General features: G+C 72.5%; 13 protein-coding genes. 11 read left to right on the plus strand and 2 right to left on the minus strand.

The window, feature by feature from the left end; all coding sequences use genetic code 11:
* Window positions 1-37: 37 nt before the first annotated feature.
* The 8 genes from ACFXMG_RS06820 (at window position 38) to ACFXMG_RS06855 (ending at window position 9,205) form a co-directional block, all read left to right on the plus strand.
* Window positions 38-817, plus strand: coding sequence for a hypothetical protein (locus ACFXMG_RS06820; RefSeq protein ID WP_383821741.1), 780 nt, complete (start codon window positions 38-40; stop codon window positions 815-817).
* A gap of 66 nt (window positions 818-883) precedes the next feature.
* Entirely contained in the window at window positions 884-1,729 is an 846-nt protein-coding gene (locus ACFXMG_RS06825) for a DegV family protein (protein ID WP_383821744.1), read from the plus strand.
* Window positions 1,730-1,839: 110 nt separating this feature from the next.
* Window positions 1,840-2,778, plus strand: a complete 939-nt coding sequence (locus ACFXMG_RS06830; RefSeq protein ID WP_383821747.1) for a helix-hairpin-helix domain-containing protein — start codon at window positions 1,840-1,842, stop codon at window positions 2,776-2,778.
* A 17-nt stretch (window positions 2,779-2,795) separates the two neighbouring features.
* Window positions 2,796-5,300, plus strand: coding sequence for a ComEC/Rec2 family competence protein (locus ACFXMG_RS06835; RefSeq protein ID WP_383821847.1), 2,505 nt, complete (start codon window positions 2,796-2,798; stop codon window positions 5,298-5,300).
* 108 nt (window positions 5,301-5,408) lie between these two features.
* Window positions 5,409-6,026: a winged helix-turn-helix domain-containing protein gene (locus tag ACFXMG_RS06840; RefSeq protein WP_383821749.1), complete on the plus strand. Its 618-nt coding sequence runs from the start codon at window positions 5,409-5,411 to the stop codon at window positions 6,024-6,026.
* Between the two features lie 5 nt (window positions 6,027-6,031).
* Window positions 6,032-7,297 (plus strand): MFS transporter, encoded by a 1,266-nt coding sequence (locus tag ACFXMG_RS06845; protein WP_383821751.1) that lies wholly within the window; start codon window positions 6,032-6,034, stop codon window positions 7,295-7,297.
* Window positions 7,298-7,324: 27 nt separating this feature from the next.
* Entirely contained in the window at window positions 7,325-8,194 is an 870-nt protein-coding gene (locus ACFXMG_RS06850; RefSeq protein ID WP_383821754.1) for an arylamine N-acetyltransferase, read from the plus strand.
* 117 nt (window positions 8,195-8,311) lie between these two features.
* Complete coding sequence (locus tag ACFXMG_RS06855) at window positions 8,312-9,205, plus strand: YceI family protein (RefSeq protein ID WP_383821756.1); 894 nt, start codon at window positions 8,312-8,314, stop codon at window positions 9,203-9,205.
* On the opposite strand, the gene ACFXMG_RS06860 is transcribed toward ACFXMG_RS06855, so the two are convergent.
* Window positions 9,202-9,444, minus strand: a complete 243-nt coding sequence (locus tag ACFXMG_RS06860) for a hypothetical protein (RefSeq protein WP_383821758.1) — start codon at window positions 9,442-9,444, stop codon at window positions 9,202-9,204. The two genes, ACFXMG_RS06855 and ACFXMG_RS06860, sit on opposite strands and share 4 nt — an antisense overlap.
* A 143-nt stretch (window positions 9,445-9,587) precedes the next feature.
* Here ACFXMG_RS06860 and holA point away from each other — a divergent pair, with 143 nt between their 5' ends.
* Window positions 9,588-10,577 carry a DNA polymerase III subunit delta gene (holA, locus tag ACFXMG_RS06865; RefSeq protein WP_383821760.1) on the plus strand — a complete coding sequence of 330 codons (990 nt, stop codon included), beginning with the start codon at window positions 9,588-9,590 and terminating at the stop codon, window positions 10,575-10,577.
* Window positions 10,578-10,834: 257 nt separating this feature from the next.
* On the opposite strand, the gene rpsT is transcribed toward holA, so the two are convergent.
* Window positions 10,835-11,101 (minus strand): 30S ribosomal protein S20, encoded by a 267-nt coding sequence (rpsT, locus tag ACFXMG_RS06870; RefSeq protein ID WP_383821763.1) that lies wholly within the window; start codon window positions 11,099-11,101, stop codon window positions 10,835-10,837.
* A 251-nt stretch (window positions 11,102-11,352) separates the two neighbouring features.
* Between rpsT and lepA the strand changes: the two genes are divergently transcribed.
* Entirely contained in the window at window positions 11,353-13,221 is a 1,869-nt protein-coding gene (gene lepA / locus ACFXMG_RS06875; protein ID WP_383821766.1) for a translation elongation factor 4, read from the plus strand.
* Between the two features lie 204 nt (window positions 13,222-13,425).
* A complete protein-coding gene (locus ACFXMG_RS06880) occupies window positions 13,426-15,303 on the plus strand; it encodes an AMP-dependent synthetase/ligase (protein WP_383821768.1) in 1,878 nt (625 codons plus the stop codon).
* The last annotated feature ends 29 nt before the right edge of the window (window positions 15,304-15,332 follow it).

Genomic DNA, 15,332 nt, shown 5'->3' on the forward strand with positions numbered 1-15,332 from the left:
GCCGTGGGACGCCGACGGAGCCTGAGGAGCCACCCACATGGAAGCCACGATTGTCACGATCCTGGCGCTGCTCTTCCTCTCGTTCGTGGCGCTCGGGGTCTACGCCACGGTGAAGGTGGCCAAGGCGGCGAAGCGCGGCGTCGACCGGACCCTCGACCAGGCCCGCCGCACGGTCGAGGACACCACGCTTCGGGCGAAGAGCTTCGGTCAGGCCGGCGTCGCCGCCGAGCTGGCCAAACTGCGGCTCTCGCTGCGCACGTCGATGCGCGCCACCCAGGACGCGCTCCAGGCGGGTGCGGTCGAGGACGCCTCGCTGCGGGAGTCTCTCGACCTCTTCGCACGGCTCAGCGCCCATGGACGCGAGCTCGACGAGGACCTCAAGCGCCTGGAGCGTGAGCCGAACAAGGCGTACGTGGCCGGGCAGCTGCCCGGGCTCACGGAGCGGACCGAGCGGATCACCGGCTCGGCCGACGCGCTGCGGCAGGCCGCCCGCGACCGGGCCCGCCGGTTCGCCGAGGACGACCTGGACTCGCTGAGCGCGCAGATCGACGTCGAGGCGGGCGCGCTGCGCCACTGGACCACCACCGACGACCTGGGAACGGCCGGACCGGAGGCCGCGCAGCCGGCCTGGTACGAGACGGCCCCCGGGCCGCAGCAGGCGCAGTCGCAGCCGCAGGGACAGGCGCAGAGGCCGTCTCAGGGGCAGTCCCAGGGGCAGTCGCAGGCCGGGGACGCGCCGCAGGCGATCACCGCGCCGGACCCCCGGGCGACCTCGTACCCGTGGGAGAAGACGGCCCGTCCTGAGTCCGCCGGCTGACCGTCGGACGGGCTGTGACCGGGGCCGGGCTGCCGAGCGGCGGTCGCTGCGGGTAACCTCCCGCTCATGTCCCGGCATGTCGCGATCGTCACTGATTCAACGGCCTACCTGCCACCCCGGACGATGGAGCGGCACGCCATCACCGCGGTCCCGCTGACCGTCGTCATCGGCGACCGCGCCCTCCTGGAGGGCACCGAGATCTCGGCCAGATCGCTCGCCGAGGCGTTGCAGAAGCGGCGGCCCGTCACCACCTCCCGGCCCAGCCCCGAGGTCTTCGCCGCCACCTACCGCGAGGCCGCGGAGGCGGGTGCGCGCGGGATCGTCTCCCTCCATCTCTCCGCCGAGGTGTCCGGCACCTACGACGCCGCCGTGCTCGCGGCGAAGGACGCGCCCATTCCCGTACGGGTCGTGGACACCCGCATGATCGGCATGGCCCTCGGCTTCTGCGCCCTCGCGGCCGCGGAGGTCGTGGAGGCGGGCGGCTCGCTGGAGGAGGCGGTCGCGGCGGCCGAGAAGCGCGCCGGGGACACCTCTGCCTACTTCTACGTCGACACCCTGGACTATCTGCGCCGGGGCGGGCGGATCGGGACCGCGCAGGCCCTGCTCGGCTCCGCGCTCGCGGTGAAACCGCTCCTCGAACTCGACGGCGGGCGCATCGAACTGAGGGAGAAGGTGCGGACCGCGTCGAAGGCGATCGCGCGGCTGGAGGAGTTGGCCGTCGAGCAGGCCGGCTCCGGCCCCGTCGACATCGCCGTCCACCACCTCTCCGCGCCGGAGCGTGCCGACGCGCTCGCGGAACACCTCAGGGAACGGGTGCCCGGCATCGCGGAGCTGCACGTCAGCGAGGTCGGCGCGGTCATCGGCGCGCACACGGGGCCGGGGCTGCTCGCGGTGGTCGTCTCACCGCGCTGAGACGGGCTCTCTCACCCTTGTGGGTGAGGGAGTTGTCCACAAGCGCGTCGTTCTCCACGGAGTTGGGTGGGCGACGGCACGGGGCTGTGGCGGACCCTACCGTCGAGGACATGGATCTTCGTACGGCCGCCTTGCCGGCCTCTTCTGCTTTGTCGTCATCCGTCACCTCCTCGCCTTCCTCCCGGTTCAGGCCGGGTGCTTCGGGGCCCCGTCGTGCTGGGCGTGAGGCGGGGGTCGTACGGGAACGGGGGGACGCGCTGTTCCCGCCGCCGGTCTCGGAGCCGGTGGTCGAACCGCCGGTGGATGTCGTGGTGGGGGAGCGGCGGTGGCGGGCCGCTGTGCGGGAGCGGTTGCCGTTGTGGGTGCAGACACGGTGCGGGCTGGAGCCGAGGTCGCTGGCGGCGCTGGGCGTGGTGCTGGTGGTGGCGGCCTGTGCGGCAGGTGGTTTCTTCTGGGCGGGGCGACCGGAGCAGGTGCGGGCGCCGGAGCTCCTGCGGGTCGCGCCGGTGGCGGCTTCGCCCGCGGCGGCTTCGCCTGTGGCGGCGGAGGCGTCCGGACCTGGTTCGGGGGGTGGTTCGGGCGGTCCTGGTGGTGTCGGCGCCTCGGCTGAGGTCGTCGTGGACGTGGGAGGGAAGGTGCGTCGGCCGGGGGTGCTGACGCTGCCGGCCGGGTCGCGGGTCGCGGACGCGTTGCGGGCCGCCGGGGGTGTGCGGGCGGGGGCGGATCTGACGGGGCTCAATCGGGCCCGGGTCCTCTTCGACGGCGAGCAGGTGCTCGTCGGGGTGCCCGGAGCGCAGGGCGGCGGGGGTGGGCCGGGGGCTGGGGCTGGGGCGGGGTCGGGGCCCGGTGGGAGTGGTGTGCCGTTGAGCCTCAACACGGCTACGGCCGAGCAGTTCGACGGGCTGCCGGGAGTGGGGCCGGTGCTCGCGCGGCGGATCGTCGATCACCGCACGGAGCACGGCGGGTTCCGCGCGGTCGAGGAGCTGCGCGAGGTCGACGGGATCGGCGAGCGGCGCTTCGCCGACCTCCAGCCGTTGGTGCGGCCGTGAACCGGGACGAGGCCGGAGTGGCCGTGTCCGGGGAGGAGGGGGTGTGGAGGGAGGAGCCGGTCGATCTGCGGCTCGTTCCGCCCGCGCTGGCCGCTTGGGCGGCCGCAGCCGTGGCGCTGGGGGTTGCGGGCTGGTGGGTGGTCGCCGGTGTGGGGCTCGGTCTGGCCGGGGCGGCGGCGTTGCTGACACCGGCGGTGGCGCGGCGGCTGACCAGGGGGCGGGATGCCGTCTCGGAGGGAGGTTCGGGCGCTGGGGGTGGTGGCGGTGGGTCGCCGGGGTGGAGGTTGCGGGCCACCGCTTCGGCCGGGGTGTTGTTGTGCGCGGCGGCGGGGGCCGCTTCGGCGGGGCTGCATGCCGCGGATCTGCGGCGGGGGCCGGTGCCGGTCCTGGCGCAGGAGTACGGCAGGGCCTGGGCCGAGGTGACGGTGACCTCGGATCCACGGCTCACCAGGCCCCGGGTGAGCGGGCGGGCGATGGTGCCGGTCTCGGTGGTGATGGACGCCGAGGTGGTCCGGGTGGGGCGGGCGGGCGGTGTGGACGTGCGGACCCGTGCGCCGGTGCTGCTGATCGTGCCTCCCGGGGAGGGGCGGGACGCGTGGTTGCGGCTGCTGCCGTCCACGCGGCTGCGGGTCGCCGCCCGCTTCGCGCCGCCCCGGGAACCCGGGGACCCGTATGCGGCCGTGCTCAAGACCAGGGCCGGGCCGCCGTGGATCGTGGGATCGCCGAGCGCGCTCCAGCGGACGGCCGGTGAGTTGCGGGCGGGGCTGCGCGCGGCGACCGACGGGCTCGAACCGGACGCGCGGGCGCTGCTTCCCGGGCTTGTCGTCGGGGACACCTCCCGGATCGGCACCGAGTTGCGGGACGCCTTCGAGGCGACGGACCTCACGCACCTGCTGGCCGTGTCCGGGAGCAACCTCTCAATTGTTCTGCTGCTGCTCATCGGGCGTCCGGGGCGGGCCCGGCAGGTGGAGCGGGGCGGGCTCGCTCCCCGGATCGGGCTCTCGTTGCGCGGCACCGCGCTGGCGGGGGCGGGGCTCACGCTGGCGTTCGTGATCGTGTGCCGGCCGGAGCCGAGCGTGCTGCGGGCGGCGGCGTGCGGGCTGGTCGCGTTGCTGGCGATCGCCACCGGCCGCAGGAGGTCGCTGATCCCGGCGCTGGCCACGGTGGTCCTCGTCCTGGTGCTGTACGACCCCTGGCTGGCGCGGAGTTACGGGTTCCTGCTGTCGGTGCTGGCGACCGGGGCGCTGCTGGTGGTGGCGCCGGGGTGGAGCGAGGCGCTGCGGCGGCGCGGGGTGCCGGGTCGGCTCGCGGAGGCGTTGGCCGCCGCGCTGGCGGCGCAGGCGGTGAGCGCGCCGGTCGTGGTGGTCTTCGCGGCCCGGATGAGTCTGGTGGCGATTCCGGCGAACCTGTTCGCGGAGCTGGCGGTGGCGCCCGCGACGGTGTTCGGCTTCGCGGCGCTCGCGGTGGCGCCGGTGTGGGCGGCGGGGGCTGAGGGCCTGGCGTGGGTGGCGGGATGGCCGGCCGGGTGGATCGCCGGGGTGGCCCGGGCGGGCGCGGCGCTGCCGGGGGCGGAGCTGGCGTGGCCCGGGGGCTGGTGGGGAGGGGCGGCGCTGGCGCTCGTCACGGTCGCGGTGGTGGCCGGGGTGCGGCGGCTGCGGCATCCGACCTGGCCGGTGGTCGGCGTGGTCGTGCTGCTGGTGCTCGTGGTGGCGAGACCGGTGCCGCTGGTGCGCTGGATCTCCGGGTGGCCGCCGCCGGGCTGGGTGTTCGCGATGTGCCAGGTCGGGCAGGGGGACGCGACGGTGCTCGCGGCCGGCGGGGGCGCGGGGGTGGTGGTGGACGCCGGGCCGGATCCGGCGGCGGTGGACCGCTGTCTGCGTGAACTGGAGGTGAGCCATGTGCCGTTGCTGGTGCTCACGCACTTCCATGCCGACCATGTGGCCGGTCTTCCGGGGGTGTTGAGGGGGCGGGCCGTGGGGGCGATCCAGACCACGGGGCTCGACGAGCCGCCCGGGCAGGCGGAGTTCGTCCGGCGGGTGGCGGGCTCGGCGGGGGTGCCGGTGGTACGGGCGCAGCCGGGGGAGCGGCGGCGGACCGGGGCGCTGGAGTGGCGTGTGCTGTGGCCGCCCGCCGGGCCGGGGCCGCCGGGCGGCGGGGCGAACGACGCGAGCGTCACGCTGCTGGTCCGGGGGCCGGGCGGGGTGAGCGTGCTGCTGCTCGGCGATCTGGAGCCCCCGGCGCAGCGGGCGCTGTGGCGAGCGCATCCGGAGCTGGGCGCGGTGGACGTGCTGAAGGTGGCGCATCACGGGTCCGCGCACCAGGACCCGGGGCTGACCGCGGCGGTGCGGCCGCGGCTGGCACTCGTCTCCGCAGGTCGGGACAACCAATACGGGCACCCTTCGCCCCGGACTCTGGAGGCGTTGCGGGCGGGCGGGGCGCGGGTGCTGCGGACCGACCGGGACGGGGCGATCGCGGTGGCGGGCGCGGGGAGGGAGCTGGTGGCCGTGGCGCGGGGGTGGTGACCGGAGCGAGGGGCCGGGGCTGCGGAGGGGCGCTTCCGGAGGGGCTTAGCAAGAAACGTTTGTAAAGGAATGCTTGTAAAGGAGTCTTTCTATAGATAGCTTTACATCATGCCGGAGAACAGCGCACCGCAGCCCGAGGGCACGAAGGCCCACAGCGTCGAGCTCACCGACCCCCGGGCTCTGCGGGCCTACGCCCACCCCCTGCGGATGACCATCGTCGGACTGCTTCGGCGGCACGGGCCGTTCACCGCCACCCGGGCTGCCGAGCTGACCGGCGAATCGGTGGCCAGCTGCTCGTACCACCTCCGGATACTCGCCAAGTACGGGCTCGTGGAGGAGGCGCCGGGCGGGCGCGGCCGGGAGAAGCCCTGGCAGGCCACCGCCCGGTATACGGAGTGGCCCGCCCACAGTGAGGACCCGGCGGTCGCCCAGGCGACCGACGCGCTCAGCATCGCCGCCGCCGAGCTCTACTTCGCCCGGTTCGCGCGGAGCCTCGCCGGCCGGGGGGACGTACCGAAGGAGTGGCGGGAGGCCGAGGCGTTCGGGGACACCTTGGTCTACCTCACCCCCGGGGAGCTCAGCTCCCTCAAGGAGCGGATCGACGAGCTGTTCCGCCCCTACGAGGACCGCCAGGACGACCCGGCGCTCCGGCCGCCGGGCGCGCTGCCCGTCAGCTTCATGAAGATCGCCTATCTGGATCCGGACACCGAGCACGAGAAGGAGTGACAGGGATGGCCCTCACCGCGCGGGTCCCGGCGCTGCTGCGCGAGCGGACGTTCCGCCGCTACTGGACGGGGCAGACGGTCTCGCTCGTCGGTGACCAGATCTCCCTCATGGCCCTGCCCCTCGCCGCCGTGCTCGTGCTCGGCGCCGACGCGGCGCAGATGGGCTGGCTCAAGACCCTCGAACTCCTCCCGGCCCTGCTCCTCAACCTGCCCTTCGGGGCCTGGGTCGACCGGCGGGCCGACCGCCGGCGAATCATGATCGCCACGGACCTGGGGCGGGCCGCGCTGCTGGTCACCCTGCCCGTCGCCTACGCCTTCGACCTGCTGACGCTCGGCCAGCTCTACGCCGTCGCCTTCGGGGTGGGCGCCCTGTCGGTGCTCTTCGAGGTCTGCAACTCCACGCTCTTCGCGGCCCTCGTCCCCACCGAGCGCTTCGTGCAGGCCAACTCGCTGGTGAACGGCAGCCGTTCGATGGCGTGGCTCGCCGGGCCCAGTATCGGAGGCATCCTGGTGCAGGTGCTCACCGCACCCCTGGCGCTGCTGGCGGACGCCGTCACCTACCTGGTGTCGGCGGGCTACCTGGCGAGGATCCGGCCGGTCGAGCCCGCCCCAGCGCCCGCAGCGAAGGGGCACTTCACGGAGGGGATGCGGTGGGTGCTGCGGGAGTCGTCGATGCGGGCGCTCTTCGCCGCCTCCGGCACCGTCCAGTTCTTCAACTACATGTTCCACACCCTCTTCGTGCTCTACGTGACCAAGGACCTCGGTCTCGGCGCGGGCCTGCTCGGCCTGGTGCTCGGCACCGGAGCCGTCGGCGGACTGCTCGGGGCGGCGTGCAGCGGCGCCGTCGTCCGCCGGCTCGGCATCGGCGGCTCCATCGTCGCCGGCTTCCTCGGCTTCACCCTGCCGCTGGTCCTCATACCCGCGGCGGACGGGCCGCTGCCCCTCGTGGTGGGCGTCCTGTTCGCCGCCGAGTTCCTGTCCTGCGCCGGCGTGATGATCGTCGACGTGGCCGCCGGGTCCTTCCAGATGGCACTCATACCCGACACCATGCGCGCCCGGGTCATGGGCGCCTTCCGCACCCTCAACCACGGCTTCCGCCCGATCGGCGCCCTCGTCGGCGGCCTGCTGGGGACCGCGATCGGCATCCGCCCCACCCTGTGGGTCGCCACCGTCGGCGCCGTCTTCGCGGTGCTCTGGCTGCTGCCCTCGCCGCTCCCGCGGATGCGTGAACTGCCCACCCAGGAGCGGGAACCGGCAGCCACCGCGCCCTGACACGGGGCGAGCGGGCAGACTGCCCCCATGACCGATCATGAAGAGTCCGGGGGACTGCCGGACACCGCCGTGGAGCGGTACCTGGAGCGCATCGGCGCCGGACGGCCGGAGCGGGCGGACGCCGGGGCGCTGCGGGAGCTGCATCTGCGGCACCTGCGGGCCGTGCCCTTCGAGAACCTCTCCATCCACCTCGGGCAGGACATCGTCCTCGACGAGAAGGCGCTGGTCGAGAAGGTGACCGTGGCCCGGCGGGGCGGGTTCTGTTACGAGCTGAACACCGCGTTCGCCGCGCTGCTCCGTGCGCTCGGCTACCGGGTCGAGCTGCTCCAGGCGCGGGTGCTCGGACCGGACGGGCGGGTGGGGATCCCGTACGACCACATGGCGCTGCTGGTGGTGGACGCGGACGGGGGGAGGTGGCTGGCCGACGTGGGCTTCGGGGACCACAGCCACCACCCGCTCGCCTTCGACGAGCGCGGGGAGCAGGCCGATCCCTCGGGGGTCTTCGTGATCCGGGAGCTCCCGGGGGCGGACGGGGACCTCGATGTGCTGCGGGACGGCAAGCCGCAGTACCGGCTGGAGTCGCGGCCTCGGGTGCTCGCGGACTTCGAGGCCGGGGCCTGGTACCACCGGACCTCGCCCGAGTCCCACTTCACCCGCGGGGTGATCTGCTCGCGGCTCACCGAGGACGGCCGGGTCAGCATCGCGGGCCGGAAGCTGTACCGGACCGTGGCGGGCGAGCGCACGGAGCGGGAGCTCGGTACGGACGAGGAGCTGCGCGAGGCGTACCGGGAGCTGTTCGGCATCGTGCTGGACGAGCTGCCCGTCGTGCCCGTCGTGCCCGTCGTGCCGGTCGCGCCCGTCGTGCCGGCCGCGCCGGTCGTACAAGGAGAAGGGTAAGCGGAATCCGTAATTCGGACTCGTCGGTAATAAGGCCGCGTTTGCCTCGAACGCCCCAGGGGTGATCGAATGCGAACTCGTTGCATAGTGAACGAGTCGCACGGGGGTGCGTGGAGAATGTTCGGTGGTCTCTTCGGCAAGCGGGGGAACGGTGGCGGCGGCGGCCGGGGCGGGGCCCTCGCCGGGTTCGCCGTGCCGGCCTCGGCGGGAGTGCTGAGCTGCCGGGTGCTCGACCCCGTGCACGAGCCGCTGCGGCAGGCCGAGTTCGCGCTCACCGACGCGGCGGGGCGCAGGGTGCTGGGGGGGGAGACGGACCCGTACGGCACCCTTCTCGCCACCGTGCCGGCCGGTGAGTACCGGATCGCCGTGACCTCCGACGGGTACACGCCGCATCACGCCACCGCCGTGGTCGACCAGGGTGCCCACGCGGACCTCGGGGACGTGATGCTCCAGGTCGCGCCGCAGCCGCCGCTGCCCGAGCCGGGCGACTGGGAGATCGATCCCACCCACTCCCAGATCGGCTTCACCGCCCGGCACATCGGGCTGGCGCGGATCCACGGGCGGTTCAACAGCTTCGCCGGGGCGATACGGATCGCCGAGCGCATGGAGCACTCGGCGATGCACGTCGTCATCGACGCGGCGTCGATCGACACGGGTGTCCAGATGCGCGACGACCATCTGCGCTCCGGGGACTTCCTGGACGTCGGTGTCCATCCGACCATCGAGTTCTTCAGTGATCGCTTCACCCACCGGGGCGGCAGCCGCTGGAACGTCGCGGGCGCGCTCAGCCTCCACGGTGTGAGCCGTACGGTCACGCTGGACACGCAGTACCTGGGCATCGGCAGCGGGCTGGAGGGCGAGACCCGCGGCGCCTGCCGGGCCACCACCGAGCTCCACCGCGAGGACTTCACCCTCACCTGGCAGACGCTGCTCGCGCGGGGCATCGCCGCCGTCGGCTCCAGCATCGCCATCGATCTGGACGTCCAGATCGTGCGGAAGGCCGCGGGCTAGGGGGCTTCCAGCCAGCCCTCGTACTCGGCGGCGAAGTCGTCCAGCGCGGTCGGGTCGAGACGGCCGTCCGGGTCCTCGACCACCACCAGCCACTGGGCGTCCTCGGCGTCGTCCTCGCCGGCCAGCGCGTCCCGGACCAGTTGCGGTTCCTCGGCCACACCGAACCGGGCGGTCAGCTCCTGGGCCAGCTCCTCGGCGGCGTCGCGGTCGGGGAGCACCAGTACGTGTCGTTCACTCACCCGGCCATTCTCGCCCGGGGGCGGGGCGGCCGGTGGCGCCGGGTCGGTTGTCGGTGCCGGGGCGGCCTTCGGCGCCGGGCGGCTGTCGGCGTCGGCGGCGGGAGCGGGGGCGCTGTCGGTGGGGCGTGGGATGCTGGATCGCGATGGCCACCAGAAAGACTTCCAGCGACGACCTCCTCGGCCCCGTCACGCTCGCCGTGGGTCAGGAGGACCTGCTCCTCGACCGTGCCGTCCGGGAGGTGGTGGCGGCCGCGCGGGCCGCCGACGCCGACACGGACGTACGGGACCTCACCCCCGACCAGCTCCAGCCGGGATCCCTCGCCGAGCTCACCAGCCCCTCGCTCTTCGCCGAGCGCAAGGTGCTGGTCGTGCGGAACGCGCAGGACCTCTCGGCGGAGACCGTGAAGGACGTGAAGGGGTACCTCGACGCGCCCGTCGAGGACATCACGCTCGTCCTCCTCCACGCCGGCGGCGCGAAGGGCAAGGGGCTCCTCGACGCGGCGCGCAAGGCGGGGGCGCGGGAGGTGGCCTGCCCCAAGACCACGAAGCCCGCGGAGCGGCTGACGTTCGTGCGGCAGGAGTTCCGGACGCTCGGGCGGTCCGCCACGCCCGAGGCGTGCCAGACGCTCGTCGACGCCATCGGCAGCGACCTGCGGGAGCTGGCCTCCGCGGTGGCGCAGCTGACGGCGGACGTCGACGGGACGATCGACGAGGCGGTCGTCGGGCGCTACTACACCGGGCGGGCCGAGGCATCGTCCTTCACCGTGGCCGACCGGGCCGTGGAGGGGCGGGCGGCGGAGGCGCTGGAGGCGCTGCGCTGGTCGCTGTCCACCGGTGTCGCGCCCGTGCTCATCACCAGCGCGCTCGCGCAGGGCGTACGGGCCATCGGCAAGCTCTCCTCCGCCCGCGGCGGCCGGCCGGCCGACCTCGCGCGCGAGCTGGGCATGCCGCCGTGGAAGATCGACCGCGTACGGCAGCAGATGCGCGGCTGGACCCCCGACGGCGTCTCCCTCGCCCTCCGGGCCGTGGCCGAGGCGGACGCGGGCGTGAAGGGCGGCGGCGACGACCCCGAGTACGCCCTGGAAAAGGCGGTCGTGGCGGTAGCCCGCGCCGCCAGAATGCGCCGCAACTGACACACCCCCCCCGCACCTCCCCCGCACTGTGCGGCCCCCGTCGGGGGGGGCCGCCACGCCTGGGAGTGGGTACGGCGAAGGCCCCGGGTGCTCCTGGGGAAGGAGCGGCCCGGGGCCTTCGTCCTACTGCTTTGTGGTCCCGTACACGCGTGGCGAACGCGTATCGCGTACGGGCCGGGTGGCCGGACGGGAGCGGTAGAGAGGGTCCGCTGGGTCCCGTGCGGCCGGGGTACAGCCTGAGATCAGGAGATCCGGTCTCAGCCCTGGAGGGAGGAAACCTTGACCGCCAGCGCCGACTTCTTGTTGGCGGCGGCGTTCTTGTGGATGACACCCTTCGAGACAGCCTTGTCGAGCTGACGCGAGGCGGCGCGAGCGGCCACGGTGGCCTTCTCGAGGTCGCCGGCGGCGACAGCCTCACGGGCCTTGCGGATCGCGGTCTTGAGCGACGACTTGACGGCCTTGTTGCGCAGGCGCGCCTTCTCGTTGGTCTTGTTCCGCTTGATCTGGGACTTGATGTTCGCCACTGAAAGAGCCTTTACAGGTTCGATGTTTCTTCAGGATGTGCCACGCGGCTGAGAGGGCACACGAGACACAGCTGTCCACGGTATCAGGCGCCCTCCCGCCCGCCCAAACGAGGCCCCGGCGAGGTCCCCGCGAGGCCCTTACGCCGTCCTGACGAGTTCGCGGAACGCCCGAACCGGACGCCCGGCCGTGGGCATGGGACGATGGGGGCTACGTATCCGTTCCGAACACCGCCCCGAGACGAGAACCCTGCGTGCCCGCGACTCCTACCAACGTGCCCGAGCCGAGCCGTACCGACCCGGCTCTGATCCGCAACTTCTGCATCATCGCGCACATCGACCACGGCAAGTCCACGCTCGCCGACCGGATGCTCCAGCTGACCGGTGTGGTCGACCAGCGGCAGATGCGCGCCCAGTACCTCGACCGGATGGACATCGAGCGTGAGCGCGGCATCACGATCAAGTCCCAGGCGGTCCGGCTGCCCTGGGCCCCCACCGAGGGGCCGGAGCAGGGACGTACGCACATCCTCAACATGATCGACACCCCCGGGCACGTCGACTTCACGTACGAGGTCTCGCGGTCGCTGGCCGCCTGCGAGGGCACGATCCTGCTGGTCGACGCGGCCCAGGGCATCGAGGCGCAGACCCTCGCCAACCTCTACCTGGCGATGGAGAACGACCTCACGATCGTCCCGGTCCTCAACAAGATCGACCTGCCGGCCGCCCAGCCGGAGAAGTTCTCCGAGGAGCTGGCCAACCTCATCGGCTGCCAGCCGGAGGACGTGCTCAAGGTCTCCGCGAAGACCGGCATGGGTGTCGAGGCGCTGCTGGACCGGGTCATCAAGGACGTGCCGGCGCCGGTCGGCGTCGCCGACGCGCCCGCCCGCGCGATGATCTTCGACTCCGTGTACGACTCGTACCGGGGCGTCGTCACGTACGTCCGCGTCGTCGACGGGCAGCTCAACAAGCGCGAGCGCATCAAGATGATGTCGACCGGCGCCACCCACGAGCTCCTGGAGATCGGCGTCTCCTCCCCGGAGATGACGCCGTCCGACGGCCTCGGCGTCGGCGAGGTGGGCTACCTGATCACCGGTGTGAAGGACGTCCGCCAGTCCAAGGTCGGTGACACGATCACCTCCCTGCACAAGGGTGCGACCGAGGCCCTCGGCGGCTACAAGGACCCGAAGCCGATGGTCTTCTCGGGCCTCTACCCGCTGGACGGCTCGGAGTACCCCGACCTCCGCGAGGCGCTCGACAAGCTCCAGCTCAACGACGCCGCGCTGGTCTACGAGCCGGAGACCTCCGCCGCGCTCGGCTTCGGCTTCCGCGTCGGTTTCCTGGGCCTGCTCCACCTGGACGTCATCCGGGAGCGGCTCGAGCGCGAGTTCGGCCTCGATCTGATCGCCACCGCCCCCAACGTGGTCTACCGCGTGGTCATGGAGGACGGCAGCGAGCACACGGTCACCAACCCGAGCGAGTTCCCCGAGGGCAAGATCGACGATGTGTACGAGCCCGTCGTACGCGCCACGATCCTGGCCCCCAGCGAGTTCATCGGCGCGATCATGGAGCTGTGCCAGACCCGGCGCGGCACGCTGATCGGCATGGACTACCTCTCCGAGGACCGGGTGGAGATCCGCTACACCCTGCCCCTCGCCGAGATCGTCTTCGACTTCTTCGACCAGCTGAAGTCCAAGACGCGCGGGTACGCCTCCCTCGACTACGAGCCCACCGGCGAGCAGGCGTCCAGCCTGGTCAAGGTCGACATCCTGCTGCACGGCGACAAGGTCGACGCGTTCTCCGCCGTCACCCACAAGGACGCCGCCTACGCGTACGGTGTCCGGCTCGTCGCCAAGCTGCGCGAGCTCATCCCGCGGCAGGCGTTCGAGGTGCCCATCCAGGCCGCGATCGGCTCCCGGGTCATCGCCCGCGAGACCATCCGCGCCATCCGCAAGGACGTCCTCGCCAAGTGCTACGGCGGTGACATCTCCCGGAAGCGGAAGCTGCTGGAGAAGCAGAAGGAAGGCAAGAAGCGCATGAAGATGGTCGGCTCGGTGGAGGTGCCGCAGGAGGCCTTCATCGCCGTGCTGTCGAGCGACGAATCGGGCGGCAAGAGCAAGAAGTAGTCAGTTCGGCCGACATGAACGGGTCCGCGTGCCTCCGGCGCGCGGACCCGTTCGTTATCCACAGGCCCTTACGTACCGGACGTCGGCGCTCTAATCTGAAGCCCCCCGAAGGTTACTCGTGAGTTAGTTACGCATTCGTGCGTGTATGAGTCCCGCATCCGTAGTTGCACCGCCAACAGGCACTGCCGCCGCCCGGAGGACGACGTGAGCGACAACCAGACCCAGATCGACAACCGGCCGCCCTCCGTCGCGGCGCTCTTCCTGGAACGGGTCGAGCGCACTCCCGACGCGGAGGCGTACCGCTACCCGGTGCCCCCGGCCTCCGGCACGGGGCCGGACGACTGGAAGTCGCTCAGCTGGGGCCAGGCCGCGCGGCGCGTCTTCGCCATCGCCGCCGGACTGGTCGACCTCGGGGTCCAGCCGGAGGAACGCATCGCCCTCGCCTCGTCCACCCGGGTCGAGTGGATCCTCGCCGACCTCGGCGTGATGTGCGCCGGCGCCGCCACCACCACGGTCTACCCGCAGACCAACGCCGACGAGTCCGCCTTCATCCTCTCGGACTCCGAGTCGAAGGTGCTCATCGCCGAGGACGCCGCCCAGCTCGCCAAGGCGGTCGAGCGCCGCGCCGACCTGCCCGGCCTCCACCACGTCGTCGTCATCGACGCCGAGGGCGCCGACACCTCCGACGAGTGGGTCCTCACCCTCGCCGACCTGGAGGCGCGCGGAGCCGCGTACCTGGAGAAGCACCCCGAGGCGGTCAGGGAGCGGGTCGCCGCGATCACCGCCGACCAGCTCGCCACCCTCATCTACACCTCCGGCACCACCGGCCGCCCCAAGGGCGTCCGCCTGCCGCACGACAACTGGTCGTACATGGCCAAGGCCATCGCCGCCACCGGCCTCGTCACCCAGGCCGACGTCCAGTACCTGTGGCTGCCGCTCGCCCACGTCTTCGGCAAGGTCCTCACCTCCGGCCAGATCGAGGTCGGACACGTCACGGCCGTCGACGGCCGCGTCGACAAGATCATCGAGAACCTGCCGGTGGTCCAGCCGACCTACATGGCGGCCGTCCCCCGCATCTTCGAGAAGGTCTACAACGGGGTCGCCGCCAAGGCCCGGGCCGGCGGCGGCGCCAAGTACAAGATCTTCCAGTGGGCCGCCGGAGTCGGCCGCGAGTACGCCAAGGCCACCCAGGACAACTTCCGCCGCACCGGCACCGCCTCCGCGCCCTTCGGCCTCACCGCCAAGCACAAGGTCGCCGACGCCCTCGTCTTCGCCAAGATCCGCGAAGCCTTCGGCGGCCGGCTGCGCGCCTGCATCTCCGGCTCCGCCGCCCTCGCCCCCGAGATCGGCTACTTCTTCGCCGGCGCCGGCATCCACATCCTGGAGGGGTACGGCCTCACCGAGTCCTCCGCCGCCTCCTTCGTCAACCCCGGCGAGGCGTACCGCACCGGCACCGTCGGCAAGCCGCTCCCCGGCACCGAGGTCCGCATCGCCGACGACGGCGAGATCCTGCTCCGCGGCCCCGGCATCATGGAGGGCTACCACGGCCTGCCCCAGAAGACCGCCGAGGTCCTGGAGGCCGACGGCTGGTTCCACACCGGCGACATCGGCGAGCTCTCCGCCGACGGCTACCTGCGGATCACCGACCGCAAGAAGGACCTCATCAAGACCTCCGGCGGCAAGTACATCGCCCCCGCCGAGGTCGAGGGCCAGTTCAAGGCCGTCTGCCCGTTCGTCTCCAACATCCTCGTCCACGGCGCCGACCGGAACTACTGCACCGCCCTCATCTCCCTCGACGAGCCCGCCCTCCTCGGCTGGGCCGCCGAGCACGACCTCGCCGGCAAGTCCTACGCCGAGATCGTCGCCGCCCCGCAGACCCAGAAGATGGTCCAGGGCTACGTCGACCGGCTCAACGAGGGCCTCCAGCGCTGGCAGACGATCAAGAAGTTCCGCCTCCTGCCCCGCGACCTCGACATCGAGCACGGCGAGCTCACCCCCTCCCTGAAGCTGAAGCGACCCGTCGTGGAGCGCGAGTACAAGGAGCTCATCGAGGAGATGTACACGGGCTCGCGCGAGGCCTGATCAGGAGCGGCCCGCGGTCACCCCGGGCA

The sequence above is a fragment of the Streptomyces sp. NPDC059201 genome, from assembly GCF_042754585.1.
GTDB lineage: Bacteria > Actinomycetota > Actinomycetes > Streptomycetales > Streptomycetaceae > Streptomyces.

Excerpts from the sequence above, each read along its gene's own strand:
- ACFXMG_RS06820 (WP_383821741.1), top strand. The coding sequence starts at position 38 with ATGGAAGCCACGATTGTCACGATCCTGGCGCTGCTCTTCCTCTCGTTC.
- ACFXMG_RS06825 (WP_383821744.1), top strand. The coding sequence starts at position 884 with ATGTCCCGGCATGTCGCGATCGTCACTGATTCAACGGCCTACCTGCCA.
- ACFXMG_RS06830 (WP_383821747.1), top strand. The coding sequence starts at position 1,840 with ATGGATCTTCGTACGGCCGCCTTGCCGGCCTCTTCTGCTTTGTCGTCA.
- ACFXMG_RS06840 (WP_383821749.1), top strand. The coding sequence starts at position 5,409 with ATGCCGGAGAACAGCGCACCGCAGCCCGAGGGCACGAAGGCCCACAGC.
- ACFXMG_RS06845 (WP_383821751.1), top strand. The coding sequence starts at position 6,032 with ATGGCCCTCACCGCGCGGGTCCCGGCGCTGCTGCGCGAGCGGACGTTC.
- ACFXMG_RS06850 (WP_383821754.1), top strand. The coding sequence starts at position 7,325 with ATGACCGATCATGAAGAGTCCGGGGGACTGCCGGACACCGCCGTGGAG.
- ACFXMG_RS06855 (WP_383821756.1), top strand. The coding sequence starts at position 8,312 with ATGTTCGGTGGTCTCTTCGGCAAGCGGGGGAACGGTGGCGGCGGCGGC.
- holA (WP_383821760.1), top strand. The coding sequence starts at position 9,588 with ATGGCCACCAGAAAGACTTCCAGCGACGACCTCCTCGGCCCCGTCACG.